10 protein-coding genes and 1 pseudogene are annotated in these 12785 nt (G+C 71.0%); 3 read left to right on the forward strand and 8 right to left on the reverse strand.

Annotated features, from left to right (window positions below):
* Positions 1-5 precede the first annotated feature (5 nt).
* Positions 6-329 (reverse strand): YbaB/EbfC family nucleoid-associated protein, encoded by a 324-nt coding sequence (locus tag WME95_RS01485; RefSeq protein ID WP_437906637.1) that lies wholly within the window; start codon positions 327-329, stop codon positions 6-8.
* A gap of 402 nt (positions 330-731) precedes the next feature.
* On the opposite strand from WME95_RS01485, the gene dnaX reads away from it, so the two are divergent.
* Positions 732-3068, forward strand: a complete 2337-nt coding sequence (dnaX, locus tag WME95_RS01490) for a DNA polymerase III subunit gamma/tau (protein ID WP_437906639.1) — start codon at positions 732-734, stop codon at positions 3066-3068.
* A 69-nt stretch (positions 3069-3137) separates the two neighbouring features.
* Here dnaX and WME95_RS01495 read toward each other — a convergent pair whose 3' ends face one another.
* The 6 genes and pseudogenes from WME95_RS01495 to WME95_RS01520 all read right to left on the reverse strand — a co-directional run.
* The gene (locus tag WME95_RS01495) at positions 3138-3746 is read right to left on the reverse strand and encodes a Uma2 family endonuclease (protein WP_437906641.1); all 609 of its coding nucleotides are present in this window, start codon (positions 3744-3746) and stop codon (positions 3138-3140) included.
* On the reverse strand, positions 3740-4357 hold the full coding sequence (locus WME95_RS01500; RefSeq protein ID WP_437906643.1) for an AAA family ATPase: 618 nt from the start codon (positions 4355-4357) through the stop codon (positions 3740-3742). The genes WME95_RS01495 and WME95_RS01500 overlap by 7 nt, the downstream gene beginning before the upstream one ends.
* 11 nt (positions 4358-4368) lie before the next feature.
* Positions 4369-5361: a class I SAM-dependent methyltransferase gene (locus tag WME95_RS01505; RefSeq protein ID WP_437906645.1), complete on the reverse strand. Its 993-nt coding sequence runs from the start codon at positions 5359-5361 to the stop codon at positions 4369-4371.
* Positions 5358-6434 carry a radical SAM protein gene (locus WME95_RS01510; RefSeq protein WP_437906647.1) on the reverse strand — a complete coding sequence of 359 codons (1077 nt, stop codon included), beginning with the start codon at positions 6432-6434 and terminating at the stop codon, positions 5358-5360. Before WME95_RS01510 ends, WME95_RS01505 begins: the two co-directional genes overlap by 4 nt.
* Complete coding sequence (locus WME95_RS01515; protein ID WP_437906649.1) at positions 6431-7177, reverse strand: radical SAM protein; 747 nt, start codon at positions 7175-7177, stop codon at positions 6431-6433. Before WME95_RS01515 ends, WME95_RS01510 begins: the two co-directional genes overlap by 4 nt.
* Positions 7178-7421: 244 nt before the next feature.
* Positions 7422-7929: pseudogene (locus WME95_RS01520) on the reverse strand (IS5 family transposase); the annotation flags it as partial.
* A gap of 628 nt (positions 7930-8557) precedes the next feature.
* Between WME95_RS01520 and WME95_RS01525 the strand changes: the two are divergent.
* Together WME95_RS01525 and WME95_RS01530 are read left to right on the forward strand one after the other, a co-directional pair.
* Positions 8558-9409, forward strand: a complete 852-nt coding sequence (locus WME95_RS01525; protein ID WP_437906651.1) for an SGNH/GDSL hydrolase family protein — start codon at positions 8558-8560, stop codon at positions 9407-9409.
* Between the two features lie 340 nt (positions 9410-9749).
* A complete protein-coding gene (locus tag WME95_RS01530; RefSeq protein WP_437906653.1) occupies positions 9750-11801 on the forward strand; it encodes a Kelch repeat-containing protein in 2052 nt (683 codons plus the stop codon).
* A 345-nt stretch (positions 11802-12146) separates the two neighbouring features.
* Here WME95_RS01530 and WME95_RS01535 read toward each other — a convergent pair whose 3' ends face one another.
* The gene (locus tag WME95_RS01535; protein WP_437906655.1) at positions 12147-12737 is read right to left on the reverse strand and encodes a Uma2 family endonuclease; all 591 of its coding nucleotides are present in this window, start codon (positions 12735-12737) and stop codon (positions 12147-12149) included.
* Positions 12738-12785 lie beyond the last annotated feature (48 nt).

Here is a 12785-nt window from a genome sequence, read left to right on the forward strand (position 1 = left end):
CGCCGTCAAGTGTGCATGCCGGGGAGCTTGACGCCGCCGGTCACCTTGGTGATCTCGGTCTCGACGAGCTTGTCGGCCGCCTCGAGCGCCGAGTTCGATGCGGCCACGATGGCGTCGAGCGCCATCTCCAGGCCCTCGCTCGCGAGGAAGGCGGGGTCGACCTCGATCCGGCGCACCTTGCCCTCGCAGGAGACCACGACGGTGACCTTCTCGCCGGCGGCGGTCGCGCTCACCTCGCGGTCCTTCAGCTCGTCCTTCACCTGGTCGATCTTGCGCTGCACGCGCGCCGCCTGGCGAACCAGCTCGTTCATTCCGCCGCGAAATTGCATATTCAGATCGGCGTCTATGCCGTGAACCGCGCCGCGCCGCAACCGTGAAGGGGAGGGGGACGGGGGAGGGACGGGGACGAGGAGGGGCGCTGGACGCGCGGCCCGCCGACGCAGCGCGCGGCCGTTCGACGCAGCGCGCGGCACCACGGGCGTCGCCCTCCGGGGCCGCCCGCCGCGAGCGGGCTCCTCCGTCTCTTCAGGGGGCTGGTTGGCGCGCTCTCCAGGGGCTCCTTGGCGCGCGCGGCGGCGCGGTTCCGGCCAGTTCCGGCCGGTTCCGGCCCTGGCGCGGGCGGGGTGCATTTTGTGCGGCAATTCTGGCAAACTCTCCGGAATGCAGGGCGACTTCCGTACCGGCCACAGCCGCGGCGACGCGCCCGCGAGAAGGTGCTAGTCGAGCAGCGTATGAGCTACGTCGTCCTCGCGCGGAAATGGCGCCCGCAGTCCTTCGAGGATCTCGTCGGACAGGAGCACGTCTCCACGACGCTCGCCAACGCCATCGCGCGGGATCGCGTCGCCCACGCGTTCCTCTTCACGGGCGTCCGCGGGGTCGGCAAGACGACGAGCGCCCGCATCCTCGCGAAGGCGCTGAACTGCGTCCACGGGCCGACGGCGACGCCCTGCCAGACGTGCGCGCCGTGCGCGGAGATCACGGTCGGCGCGGACGTCGACGTCCAGGAGATCGACGGCGCGAGCTACAACGGCGTCGACGAGGTGCGCAAGCTCCAGGAGAGCCTGCCGTACCGGCCGGCGCGCGACCGGTTCAAGATCTTCATCGTGGACGAGGTCCACATGCTCTCGAACGCGGCGTGGAACGCGTTCTTGAAGACGCTCGAGGAGCCGCCGCCGCACGTGAAGTTCATCTTCGCGACGACGGAGGTGCACAAGGTCCCGGTCACGATCCTGAGCCGGTGCCAGCGCTACGACTTCAAGCTCATCGGGGCGCAGGCGATCGCGGCGCGGCTCCGCTGGGTGCTCGATCAGGAGAAGATCCCCGCCGACGACCCGGCGCTCAGCGCGCTCGCGCGGGAGGCGGCGGGGAGCATGCGCGACGCGATGAGCCTGCTCGACCAGGTGATCGCGTGGGTGGGGACGAGCGGCGATCGCATCACGGCCGAGGGCGTTGCGAAGGTGCTCGGCGTCGCCGACCGCGTCGTGCTGCACCGGCTCGCGGGCGCGCTCGTGGACGGCGACCCTGCGGCGTGCGTGCGCATCGTCGGCGAGCTCGCGCAGGAGGGGTACGATCTGCCCCACGTGGCCCGCGATTTCCTCGCGCACCTGCGCGATCTCGTGGTGGCCAAGGTCTGCGAGGACCCGGCGCCGCTCCTGGATCTCGCGGACGAGGAGGTCGCCGACACGCGCGCGCTCGCGGCGCGGGCGGACGCGGACGATCTCACGCGGCTTCACCAGGGCTTCTCGCGCGCGTTCGACGACATCGCCCGGAGCGGCCAGCCGCGCGCCTCGTTCGAGATGGCGCTCGTCCGGCTCGCCCGGAGGCCGCCGCTCCTGCCGATCGACGAGCTGCTGCGCCGCCTCGGCGATCTCGAGCGGCGCCTGAACGGCGGAGGCGGCGGCGGGGGTGGCGGCGGCGGCGCGCCGGAGCGCGGGCCGCAGCGGCCCGGCGCGCCGTCCGGCGGAGCGGCTGCGCCCCGGCGCGGGGCGTCCTCGGCCGAGGCTGCGCCCGAGGGCGCGGCGGCGTTGAATGGCGTGGCGGCGGCGAGCGGCGTGGCGCGAGCGAACGGCGCGGCCGCCACCGGCGCACCGGCGAACGGCGTCGCCTTCGCGAGCGGCGCGGCGGGCGCGGGCGGGGCTGGGAGACCGACTGGCGCGGCGGCGAACGGCATGGCGGCGAACGGCGTGGCGGCGGCCAACGGCGTGGCGCGAGCGAACGGCGCGGCGGCCGTCTATGGCGCGCCGGGCGGGAGCGGGGTGGCGAGAGCGCACGGCGGCGTGGCGGCGAACGGCGGCGTCGCGGCGAGCGGCACGTCGGCCGCCAACGTCGTCCCCTTCGTGAACGGCGCGCCGGGCGTGCACGGCGCCGCGACCAGCTTCGCGAGCGGCGGGGCCGCGCCGGCCTTCGCGAAGGCGCCGCCGTACGCGAGCGGCGCGGTCGCGCCCGCGTACCGCGCCGACAGCGCTCCGCCGCCGTCGCCGCGCGGCGCGCTGTACTCCGTTCCGCAGAGCGCGCCGCAGTTCGTGGCGCCCGGCTCTGCGCCGAGGTCGAGCGCGCCGCCGTCGGCGCAGGGCCCGGCGCCAGCGTCGAGCGCGCCGCCCTCGGCGCAGAGCCCGGCGCCAGCGTCGAGCGCGCCGCCGCCGCCAGCGATGAGCGCGGAGGACCTCGCCACCTGGCGCGCGGTGATCGCCGCGGTCAGGGTGCAGCGGCCAGCGCTCGCCTCCGTCCTCGAGCACGCGGCGGTGCTGGAGCTCACGCCGACCCGCGTCGCGCTCGGCTACGAGGCGAACTCGTTCCTGTCCGGCCAGGCCACCGAGCCGGCGTCCCGCGACCTGCTCGCCCGCGTCCTCGGCGCCCACTTCGGCGCCCCCGCCGAGCTGGTCTTCGAGACGATCACCCGAGGCAGCGCCGGTCCGTCGCTCGCCCAGGTCGAGACCGCCGAGCGGAAGGCCCGCGTCGAGGCCGCCAAGCGCGCCGTGGCCGACCACCCGCTCGTCACGGCCGCGATCGAGCTGCTCGGCGCGGAGCTCAAGGACGTGCGGCTCGCTCAGGACTTCGCGGAGGGGTGAGGGCCCCGCGCCGCCGCTCCATGCGCCCTGGCGCGCCGAGCATGGCGGTGGGCTGACGGCGGGGCGGCCTCAGCCTCCGTTTCGCAGCCAGCTGCGGAACGCCTTGACCGCCTCGTGTTGATCCGGCCAGCGCACGAAGCGCGCGAGCGCGACGAGATCCAGATCAGGAATGAGCTCGCTGGCCGCGATGGGCTCGTACTGCTCGCCGCGCAGCGCGTGGAGGTGGAACGCATCGCGCTCCCAGAACCAGACTTCGCGGACACCGAGCCCGCTGTACACAGGCAGCTTGTCGAGCCCGCCGCTCGTCAACACCACCTCGATCGCGATATCTGGGAATTCCTTCAGCGTGCCGCCAACGCAATAGCACTCGTCGGGCTCGAGGCCGCGTGACTTGGCCTCGCGCCGGAACGTGGTCGAGCCGTAGCCGTAGAGAGGTACGTCCCGCTCCAGCGCGAAGAGCTCGATGAGGCGGGCGATGCTCTTCTTCGCCACTTCGTGATCGATGGACGGCCTCATCAGCTCCAGCGTTCCCTCGCAGAAGGTCATCCGCAGGCCAGGGGTGTCGAGCTCGTCCCGCAGCCTCACGTAGGTCTGCCAGGGGACGCCGTGGATCACGAACCGCTGCTCCCCCGCAGGAGCGGTCGAGGACGGAAGCGGCATGTGCGCAGCGGCTACCATGGGCTCGTGCCCAGGATAGCACGCTCGATGAGCCGCGCGCGGCTCGCCAGGAACTCCGCCCGCTCCTCCACCGTGCCGGGGCCGACGTCGATCACCTCGAAGCCCGCAGCGCGGTAGAGCGCGCCGAGCCGCTGGTTGATCCGCTCCGCCTCGGCGGCGCGCGCCTCTCTGCTCTTGCCCCAGCGCGGCTCCTGGAGCTCTGGCATCACCGCGAACAGGAACACCAGCGCATAGCGCTCGAAGGCGGGCTCGCCTTCCGGCCAGGGGTACTCCTCCTCTCCGCTCGTGCGCAGGTAGTACTCGACCGGATCGAGGTACCCGCGCTCCAGCCAGTCTCCATCGCGCGCGTCCGCCTCGATCTTCTTCTGGGCCTCCAGCACGAGCGCGGCGAACTCCCGCTTTCGACACATCGGACAGAGGTGCTCTGGCGTGTCGATCGGGCGAAACGGCGCGTCCGGCGCGTGGCCGTGGGTGCGCGCGCCGAGCTCGTCGAGCACGCGCCGGTGCGCCTCGCCATGGATGCGGTAGCCCCGCGTGGACGCGAGGTGACGGAGCGTCGTGGTCTTGCCGCACGAATAGGCCCCTGTCGCCACGAAGAGAGGTTTGCCCATCACCAGCCCACCTATCGCAGCGCCCACCACACCGAGCCTGCGCCGCGCTCGATCGCCCGTCCGGCGCGGGACATGAAGTGAGCGACGGCCTCCAGGACGCCCGCGTGATCCTCGTTGTGGTCGTGGCCGGCCAGGACGCCGCCCGGCTTGAGCCTGGGCCACCAGGCCTCGAGATCGGCGAGCACGGCCGCGCGGTCGTGCGAGCCGTCGAGGAACACGAGATCCAGGCTGTCCTCGGCGAAGCGCGCCGCCGCGTCGGTGGACGCCATCCGGAGCACGTCTGGCTGGATCCCGAGCGCCGCCATGTTCGCCCTGAACGCGCCGGGCACGTCCTCCGCGGCGAGCATGGCGCGATACCTGTCAGCGTACTTGTCGCTCGAGCCTGCCCAGGTGTCGACGCAATGGAGCGCGACCCCGTTCCTCGCGGCGAGCCGCCCGACGTACGCCGTGGAGAGCCCTTTCCACGAGCCCACCTCGACCATCGCGCCGCCCCGGAGGGGGCGCACAAGCGCCCGGTAGGCGAGGCCGTCCTCCTCGGAGAACCAGCCCTGGAGGGGCGCGACCCGGGTCACCGGGAACAGCGCGAGCAGCGCCGCTCGCTTCTGCGCCGGATCGCGGTACTCGTATTGCCTGTCGCACAGCTTGACGAAGCAGCGGGCGTCGTGCGCGATGAACAGAGGCCGCTCGATCACGGTGAATTTCTTGAGCGACGTGGACCGCTCGGGCTCCCGTTCCCCTCTCCGGATCTCGCCTTCGGTCGTCGCGAAGATCACGTCTTCGTGCCGGATCGGCCGCCCTTGATCCGGGCCGTCGGTCCAGGCCCTCTCTCCGGGGTATCCGGCGCGGTCGGTGCCGTGCTCGAGGAGGCGAGACAGCTTGTCCGCCTCGCTCGCGCGGAACAGGAGAGGGTGAGGAGCGCCGCGCTCTTCGAGCTCGTCCAGGACCTCCTCGAGGAAGAGCAGATTCCGGCCGATATAAGGAAGGGGGAGGATGAGCGGTGTCATGACGTGGTGAGCGAGGCGCGCATCGAAGGAGGAGGGCCGAGGACGCCGTCCCAGGGTTGCCAGGTGGAGGCGAGCCTCGCATTGGGGTGGAAGATGAGCTCGTGGACGATGCCCGGGCCCGAGCGCTTCGTCTCCTCGAGCTGGGCGAGGTCGGCCTCCTCGAAGACGACATCCATGTGCTCGAAGCGGAACACCTCGACATAGTAGTAATAACCCACGATCTGCCGCTCGAACGAGAACCGCGCGTCGGCGCTCAGCGCGTCGAGGAGCGGCTCGAGCCGGACGCGCGCGCGATCGCTGTATTTGACGACGTGGTTCTCGACCACAGCGGCCGGGTCGGTCTTCATGAGCTGCCGGAAGATCACGTTGTCCACGCCGAGCGACCGGGCGAAGCGCAGGTAATCGACGATGGGCTCGACCGCGTCGATCTGCCCGTCGAGGAGCACGCAGGAGAGGCGCACCCGGGTGCCGCCCGCCGTCGCCGCCGCCACGACGCTGCGCAGCTCGTCGGCGCGGAGGCCGTCCTTCATCACCATCAGCCGTGCGTTCCTGTCGTGATCGGGGTGGGCGCGGCTGATGTTGAGGTGCTGGATCCCGGTGTCGACGATCCAGTCGATCACCCGCTTTCCTTCGCGCTGCTGGAGCAGCCCCGAGCCGTTCGTCGTGAGCGTCCGCTTGCGGCCCCGGTGGGCCTGCCCGAGCGCGAGGATTCGGGGCAATCGCGGATCGTGGCTCGGCTCCCCGCCGGTCACCGAGATCGTCGGATCGAGCGGCCGGAGCGCTTCCAGGGACGCCGCCATGGCATCGAAATAGCGCCCGTCGTCGTCCTCGACGGTCTTCTGCACCGACAGGCTGCGCCCGCGCGACGCGGGCCTGAGCTCCTCGACGCAGAAGTGGCATTTTGCGTTGCAGGGCTGACGGCTGTAGATGGAGAAGTTCGCGTTGCGATAGACCTCGATTGGCCGGCCCCACAGGTCGAAGCGCACGGTGTCGCCGGCGGTGCTGTTGCCCTTGAGATCGAAGGCGCGGCTCTTCAGGCGGCGCCATTCCTCGCGGAAGGGACGGGCGCTCACGGCAGCCTCCTCATCGCGTCGGAGCGCGCCACGAGGTCGGGGCCGAAGGCGCTGCCGTCCGGGTTGAGCATCGTGAAATGGGTCCCGACGAGGAAAGGCTCGTCCCAGTCCTCGCGCTTCTGCGCGAAGCCATAGCGCTGGAGGTGAAACACGTTGGCGAGCTCGATGAGCCCGGCGTCGCGCACCGCCTCGACGACCCACGCGTCGCCGTCGGGCTCGGTCTTGCGCAGCCGGACGTTCAGGACGAGCTGGCGATCGCCGCCGAGCGCGGAGAGCCGCTCGCGCAGGGTGCGCGCGAGGGCGAGCAGGCCGCTATCGTGCTCGAGGAGGTGGTGGTTCACCGAGAGCTTGATCGTGGCGGGCTCGCCGAGCTTCCGGAGCCAGGCGTCGAGCCCGGCCGGATCGCGCGGGATCTCGACGCCGTTGGTCACCACGACGACGCGCGCGCAGCGGGGCTCGGCGCGGGCGAGGCGGACCATCTCGTCGAAGTGCGGGTGGATCGTGGGTTCGCCGCCCTCGAGCTGCACCTCGAAGGGGCCCTCGGCCGGGAAGCTCGCGAGGTAGCGATCGAGGGCGAGGAAGGTCTGCCCCCGGGGCGACGAGCAGGTGCAGCACCACGGGCAGGAGCGGTTGCAGTGGTTCGAGGTGGCCACGTAGAGCCGGTGCGGCCGCTCCGCCGTGGGGCGGTCGAGCGGCAGCGTGCCCGTGAGCGTGGCGTTCTGGGGGCGCGTCGCGGTCGGCATGGAGCCTCCTGCGAGCAGGATACGGCGGCGGGGGGAGGGGATGAAGGAGATCCGCGGCGGGGGATCACGGCGCGGGGGCGAGCTTGCCGAGGCCGAAGGGGGAGGCGTAGCCGAGGGCGATGGGGCCGCGGACGGGCTCGGCGAAGGTGAGGCGCAGGCCGAGGCTCGTGGCGATGGGAGGGCGATGATCGAGGCTGAGTAAGCGTGTGCCGCGGAAGTGGCGCTCGGAATATGCTTAGAGAGCCTAACAAAAGCCTGTCGGGATACGGTTGAGGCAGATCAGGCATACGGCGAGCAGGAGGAACGCTCGGTGAATGTCGGCACGGCGCTCATACCGCACGGTCAAGCGGCGGAAGCGCCGGACCCAAGCGATCGTCCGTTCGACGACCCAGCGGTGACGGCCGAGTTTCTCCGACGACTCGATGCCCTTGCGAGCAATGCGGGGCACGATGTGGCGCAGATGACAAGCCAACCGCAGGGCCGGGTCGTCGTAGGCCTTATCGGCATGCAGTTTCTTGGGGCGGCGCCGCGGTCGGCCGCAAGGACGCGCGATCGGCGGCACCGCGTCCACCATAGGAGTGAACATCCTCGAGTCATGGACGTTCGCCGGCGTCATCTCGACGGCGAGCGGGATACCATTCTGATCGACCAGAAGGTGATACTTCGTGCCCGGCCGGCCACGATCCGTGGGGTTCGGGCCAGGTTTTCACGCCCCTTTTTGCTGGAACCAGCGAGGCATCCAGCGCAGCACGCCCGCGTTGGTGGCCCGCGCGGTTCTGCTTTTCGTGATCCGGCCGGCTCGTCCTGGCCTCCTCGCCTCGTTGGCGTCCCCACGCCCAAGGGCTACTGCTTCGTAATCGTTCACGGATCGACTCAATCAATGCAACAATTCGCGTGCCTGCAAGACTGAGCGAGCATATGAAGACAACCGTTGCTGGTACTCGCAAGCGCCCGAGGTTGGTCAGGAATGCGATCCAGCCCGTGAACGGTTACACTGCTTCTTCCTGACCAACGCGCCCCGAAAGACGCACGGCCCGCATCAGGTAGGTGATCTCTCATGCGTCCGCTGGGAGAGCGAAGCTGCAGTTCTCGATGCCGGGCACCGGATGGGCGACCGTCGTCGCGCCGTGAGATTGTCATAGGCTGCCCGATCGTCGATTCCGACTGCCGTCGTTTCAGTTGACAACACCGTAGCTTTCGGCGTTACCATCCTCCGGCATGAAGCCGCTCACATCTTGGCCGGTCCTGGCCGGGCTCGTCGTCATCGCTCTCGGCTGCGGCGGCGGCGCGGGCGCCGGCGGAGCGGGCGAAGCGGGCGCCGGCGGAGCGGGCGAAGCGGGCGCCGGCGGCGGCGCAGGCGGAACGAGCGACGGCGGCGGCATGGACGGCGTTGCCGCGGGCACCGGCGGAACGACCTCTGCGACCGGCACCGGTGGATCGCTCGCGGGAACGGGCGGTGGCGGGGATGGCGGCGGCGCGGCGGCCGGCGGCAGCGGCGGCGACTCGGGCGCGCAGGGGGGCGCCGGCGGCGGCGGGGGCTCGACCTATCGGCCCTGCCCGACCGACGGTACGGCGTGCAAGATCATGCCGTTCGGCGACTCTATCACCGACGGATACAACGGGAACACGCCGGGCGGCTATCGCGTCGAGCTGTTCCGGCTCGCGCACGCGGCGGGCAAGAACATCACGTTCGTCGGTTCCGGATCGAACGGACCGAACACCGTCGGCGGCGTGGCGTTTCCGCAGAACCACGAGGGCCACAGCGGCTGGACGATCGCCCCCGCCGGCGGAAGGAGCGGCATCTCGACGCTGGTGTCGACCGTCATGCCGCAATACAAGCCCGACATCGTGCTCTTGATGATTGGAACCAACGACGCAATCGACAATTACGACATGCCCAACGCCCCCAAACGTCTGGGCGCGTTGATTGACAGCATCTACGAGCAGCTCCCCAGTGTTCTCATCGTGGTGGCCGCGCCCGTCCCGTCGCGCGGCGACGCGAGCAAGGGCGACGACACCGCGCTCAGCGCGCGCATCAAGACCTACGACGACGCCATTCCGGCGGTGGTGAAGGCCCGCGCGGACGCAGGCCGACACATCATCTCCGTCGACATGTACACGCCCTTCAATCCGAACAAGACCACGTTACTCGAAGATCAGTGGCACCCCAACCTCCAGGGCTACGTGCTGCTGGGCGAGCAGTGGTACGCGGCGTTGCAGCCTCTGCTCTGACGGCGCGGTCGCTCAAGGGAGGCGCGCGGAGCCGTCGCCCGGCGCGCTGCGGAACCTCCACGGGACCGCCGAGATGAGCCGGTTCGTCCCCCGGCCCGCGCTGCCCTTCCAGGAGCTCGAGCCGGCGCGCGAGCCGAGCAAGAAGCGCTGATCCCGAGATGGGTTCGGGCCGATCTCTCGGCACGCGGGTGATGCGCTCGGCGCATCGGGTCGTGGGCGAGCAGCTTCGGAAGGACGTGCCCTCCTCCGGCCCCCTCGATGGCACGGATGAATTTGGTCGCGCCCCGGCGCACCCGACGTCCTGCAGCCCGACGCGGCAACGGGCGCAGGAGCTTACGGGATGCGAACGCTTCAATCGTATCGAGGCTCGCGGGAAAGCGAGCCTGGCAGCAGGAGCAGCCTTGGCTTCCGGGGCGCGGCGGCGGGGGCCGGGGGCTTGCCCCTGCCCGTGTGGCCAGCGGCGATCGCCCTCTTCACCGCGGCCCTGGCCGGCTGCGCGCAAGGCGACGACCTGGGAAGGGGGCCGGCTGGCCTCTGGCTCGATCCGCCCCTCCTCGAACCGGCGGGCGAGGAGCCGACCGCCGACGCCGCGAACTCCACGATGCCCGAGCCCAGGGTCGACCACGACGCCGTCGTGCTCCACAGCGGCAAGGTCCTCGTCTTCGGTGGCGCGACGCGGATCCTCGTAGAGCCCGAGCCTCTCAGGTTGTTCGACGACACGCTCCTGACCAGCACGGCGCTGTACGATCCGGCGACAGGGACATGGGCTCCGGCCGCGCCGAGGGCGACCACCGGTTCCGTGCCGACCTCCCGCGTCATGGTCCTCCAGGACGGCCGGGTGCTCGTCGCGTCAGGGGTCTCGTTCGAGCTCTACGATCCCGCGCTCGATGTGTGGACCTCCACGGCCCGGATGCCCACCGCTCGCGCCGCTTCGACATGCGGCACGGCCATGCTGGCCGACGGCCGTGTGCTCGTCGCCGGCGGGAGGGTCCTGGAGGGACCCTCTCCGAGCCGCGGAGTCGCCGAGATCTACGACCCTGCCACCAACAGGTGGTCGGCGACAACGCCCATGCTGACCGGGATGAACGCGGTTCGCGGCGCGATCTCGCTGAAGGACGGCAGGGTCCTCGTCAGCGATGGTGTCTCCCGCTCCGAGCTGTTCGATCCGGCCTCGGCGACATGGACCCTGGGGCCGCCTCTCCGCTTCAAGGACATCGTGCCGCTGTCGGACGGCAAGGTGCTCATGATCCTGCGCCACGATGGCCCCGACGCCTTGTCCAGCGTCTATGACCCGGTCACGGACACCCAGACCGCGATGCCGCCGTTCGCCTTGCCGGCCGCGAGCGGGATCGTGTCGCCGGCGCTCACGGCGCTGCGGGACGGCCGCGCATTGTTCACGGGCGGCTACACGCGCGAGACCAGCTCCGAGGCGTGTACCGGTGCTTCTGATCCGTGGGACTGCCCTGTTTACTACAAGTTCTCTGGCGCCGTGTGGATGTTCGATCCGGTCGCCCAGCGCTGGAGCCCGGCCGCGCCGATGAGGCTCCCCCGGGCTGGCCACACGGCCACGCAGCTCCTCGACGGCGCGGTGTTGATGGCCGGCGGCGACGTCGTCGACATCGTCGTCATCCCCGGGCTCGTCTCCACGACCAACGCGGAGCTCTACGCGCTTTCCACGTCTCCGATCGGCGCGCCTTGCCACGATGGCGCCTCCTGCGACAGCGGCTTCTGCGCGGATGGGGTCTGCTGCGATGCCGCCTGCGACGCCGGCCCCTGCGATGCTTGCGTGGTGGCCGCCGGCGCCTCCGAGGACGGCCGCTGTGCGCCGCTCACGGGCACCGCCTGCGACGATGGGGATGCGTGCACCGATGGCGACACCTGCCAGGCGGGCGCGTGCGCAGCAGGCGCCGTCGACATTTGCGGCAGCGGAGGCGAAGGAGGCAGCGCTGGCGCCGGTGGCAGCAGCGTTGGTGAAGGAGGGAGCGCTGGCGCCGGTGGCAGCAGCGTTGGTGAAGGAGGGAGCGCTGGCGCCGGTGGCAGCGGCGTTGGTGAGGGAGGGAGCGCTGGCGCCGGTGGCAACGGCGTTGGTGAAGGAGGGAGCGCTGGCGCCGGTGGCCGTGGCACCGGTGGAAGCACTGGTGAAGGAGGCAGCAGCAGCGACGGCGCTGGCAGCACCTCGCAGTCGTCCGGCGGCGATCCAGAGCCAGGCTCAGGCGGCGATGGAGACCACGCTGGAAGCGGCGGCGCTGGCGCCGGCGCTCCGGACGGCGGCGGCGACACGTCGATGAGCTGCCGAGTCGCGCGCCCTGGCCAGGCCCTTCCGCGGTGGCTCGGAGCGCTCTCACTCCTTGGCGTGCTGGGGCTGCGCCGGCGGCGATCCGGAGGCAGGTGATGGGATGACGCAGGAGATGCGATGGGCCCGAAGGGCACCTCGACATCGCGGCCGCTGGACCGGCCGCGATGCTCTCCTGCGGCTTGGCTTCCCCGTGGAGCTGCAATCGGGTTGAAACCGCATGCAAACAGCAAGAAGATGAACCGCCAACCTTGCGTCCTTGCGGTTTCTCTTCCCTTCTGTTGATTCCTCGGGACTCCAACGTGATCGGTGCGCTAGGCACCGGCACCGGGCCGACGAAGGATATCGGACAGGGGATACACAACACCCTGTGTCGCCTCGGCCAGGAGTACAACCATCGCTGCTCGGTCCAGGTCGGCTCGGACAGGTCAGCGCGGCTGCAGGTCACCTCGCCCAGAGGACCGAGAGATCGAGCTCGATGGCGTGGAAGGGCTCGGCGCGGACGCGGGCGGCGTCGCGGTGGACGACGGCGGGCCCCCAGCCGCGATCCGCGCCGAGCACGTAGACCTCCAGCGTCCGGGCGATCGGGTCGACCAGCCACGCGTGCCGCACGCCCTCGCGCGCGTAGATCGGCATCTTCTCGTCGCGATCGACGCGCTCCGTCGAAGGGCTGAGCACCTCGCAGATCCAGTCGGGGGCGAGCGCAAAGTAGGCCGTCTCGGGCAGTTCGGGCATGCGCTCACGGCGCCAGCCGGCAAGGTCGGGCACGAGCGCGTCGATCTCCCCCGGCGCGTCCGGATCGCGGAAGTGCAGTTCGGGCTCGTCGATGATGTGCCAGCCGCCGGGCCCTCCGTCGCCCAGGTCGAACGGGCCGCCCAGCTTGATGCCGAGCCTGGACGACGCTCGTGCATGTCGCGGTGCCGGCCGGGGGAACACGTGCAGGGTGCCGCGGACGAGCTCCGCCACCTTGTTCGGCGGGACGGCTTCGAGGTCGGCGTACGTCGCGCGGCGCTGCTTCTCGGCGGGCTGGCCCATGGGCGAAGCCTGCACGGGGGCGCGCGGCGAGGCAAGGCGGTGAGGCGC

Origin of the sequence: Sorangium sp. So ce327 (genome assembly GCF_051530205.1) — a bacterium.
GTDB lineage: Bacteria > Myxococcota_A > Polyangia > Polyangiales > Polyangiaceae > Sorangium > Sorangium cellulosum_B.

Coding starts and splice junctions, on each gene's coding strand:
- WME95_RS01485 (WP_437906637.1), bottom strand. CDS start 329: ATGCAATTTCGCGGCGGAATGAACGAGCTGGTTCGCCAGGCGGCGCGC.
- dnaX (WP_437906639.1), top strand. CDS start 732: ATGAGCTACGTCGTCCTCGCGCGGAAATGGCGCCCGCAGTCCTTCGAG.
- WME95_RS01495 (WP_437906641.1), bottom strand. CDS start 3,746: ATGGTAGCCGCTGCGCACATGCCGCTTCCGTCCTCGACCGCTCCTGCG.
- WME95_RS01500 (WP_437906643.1), bottom strand. CDS start 4,357: ATGGGCAAACCTCTCTTCGTGGCGACAGGGGCCTATTCGTGCGGCAAG.
- WME95_RS01505 (WP_437906645.1), bottom strand. CDS start 5,361: ATGACACCGCTCATCCTCCCCCTTCCTTATATCGGCCGGAATCTGCTC.
- WME95_RS01515 (WP_437906649.1), bottom strand. CDS start 7,177: ATGCCGACCGCGACGCGCCCCCAGAACGCCACGCTCACGGGCACGCTG.
- WME95_RS01525 (WP_437906651.1), top strand. CDS start 8,558: ATGGACGGCGTTGCCGCGGGCACCGGCGGAACGACCTCTGCGACCGGC.
- WME95_RS01530 (WP_437906653.1), top strand. CDS start 9,750: ATGCGAACGCTTCAATCGTATCGAGGCTCGCGGGAAAGCGAGCCTGGC.
- WME95_RS01535 (WP_437906655.1), bottom strand. CDS start 12,737: ATGGGCCAGCCCGCCGAGAAGCAGCGCCGCGCGACGTACGCCGACCTC.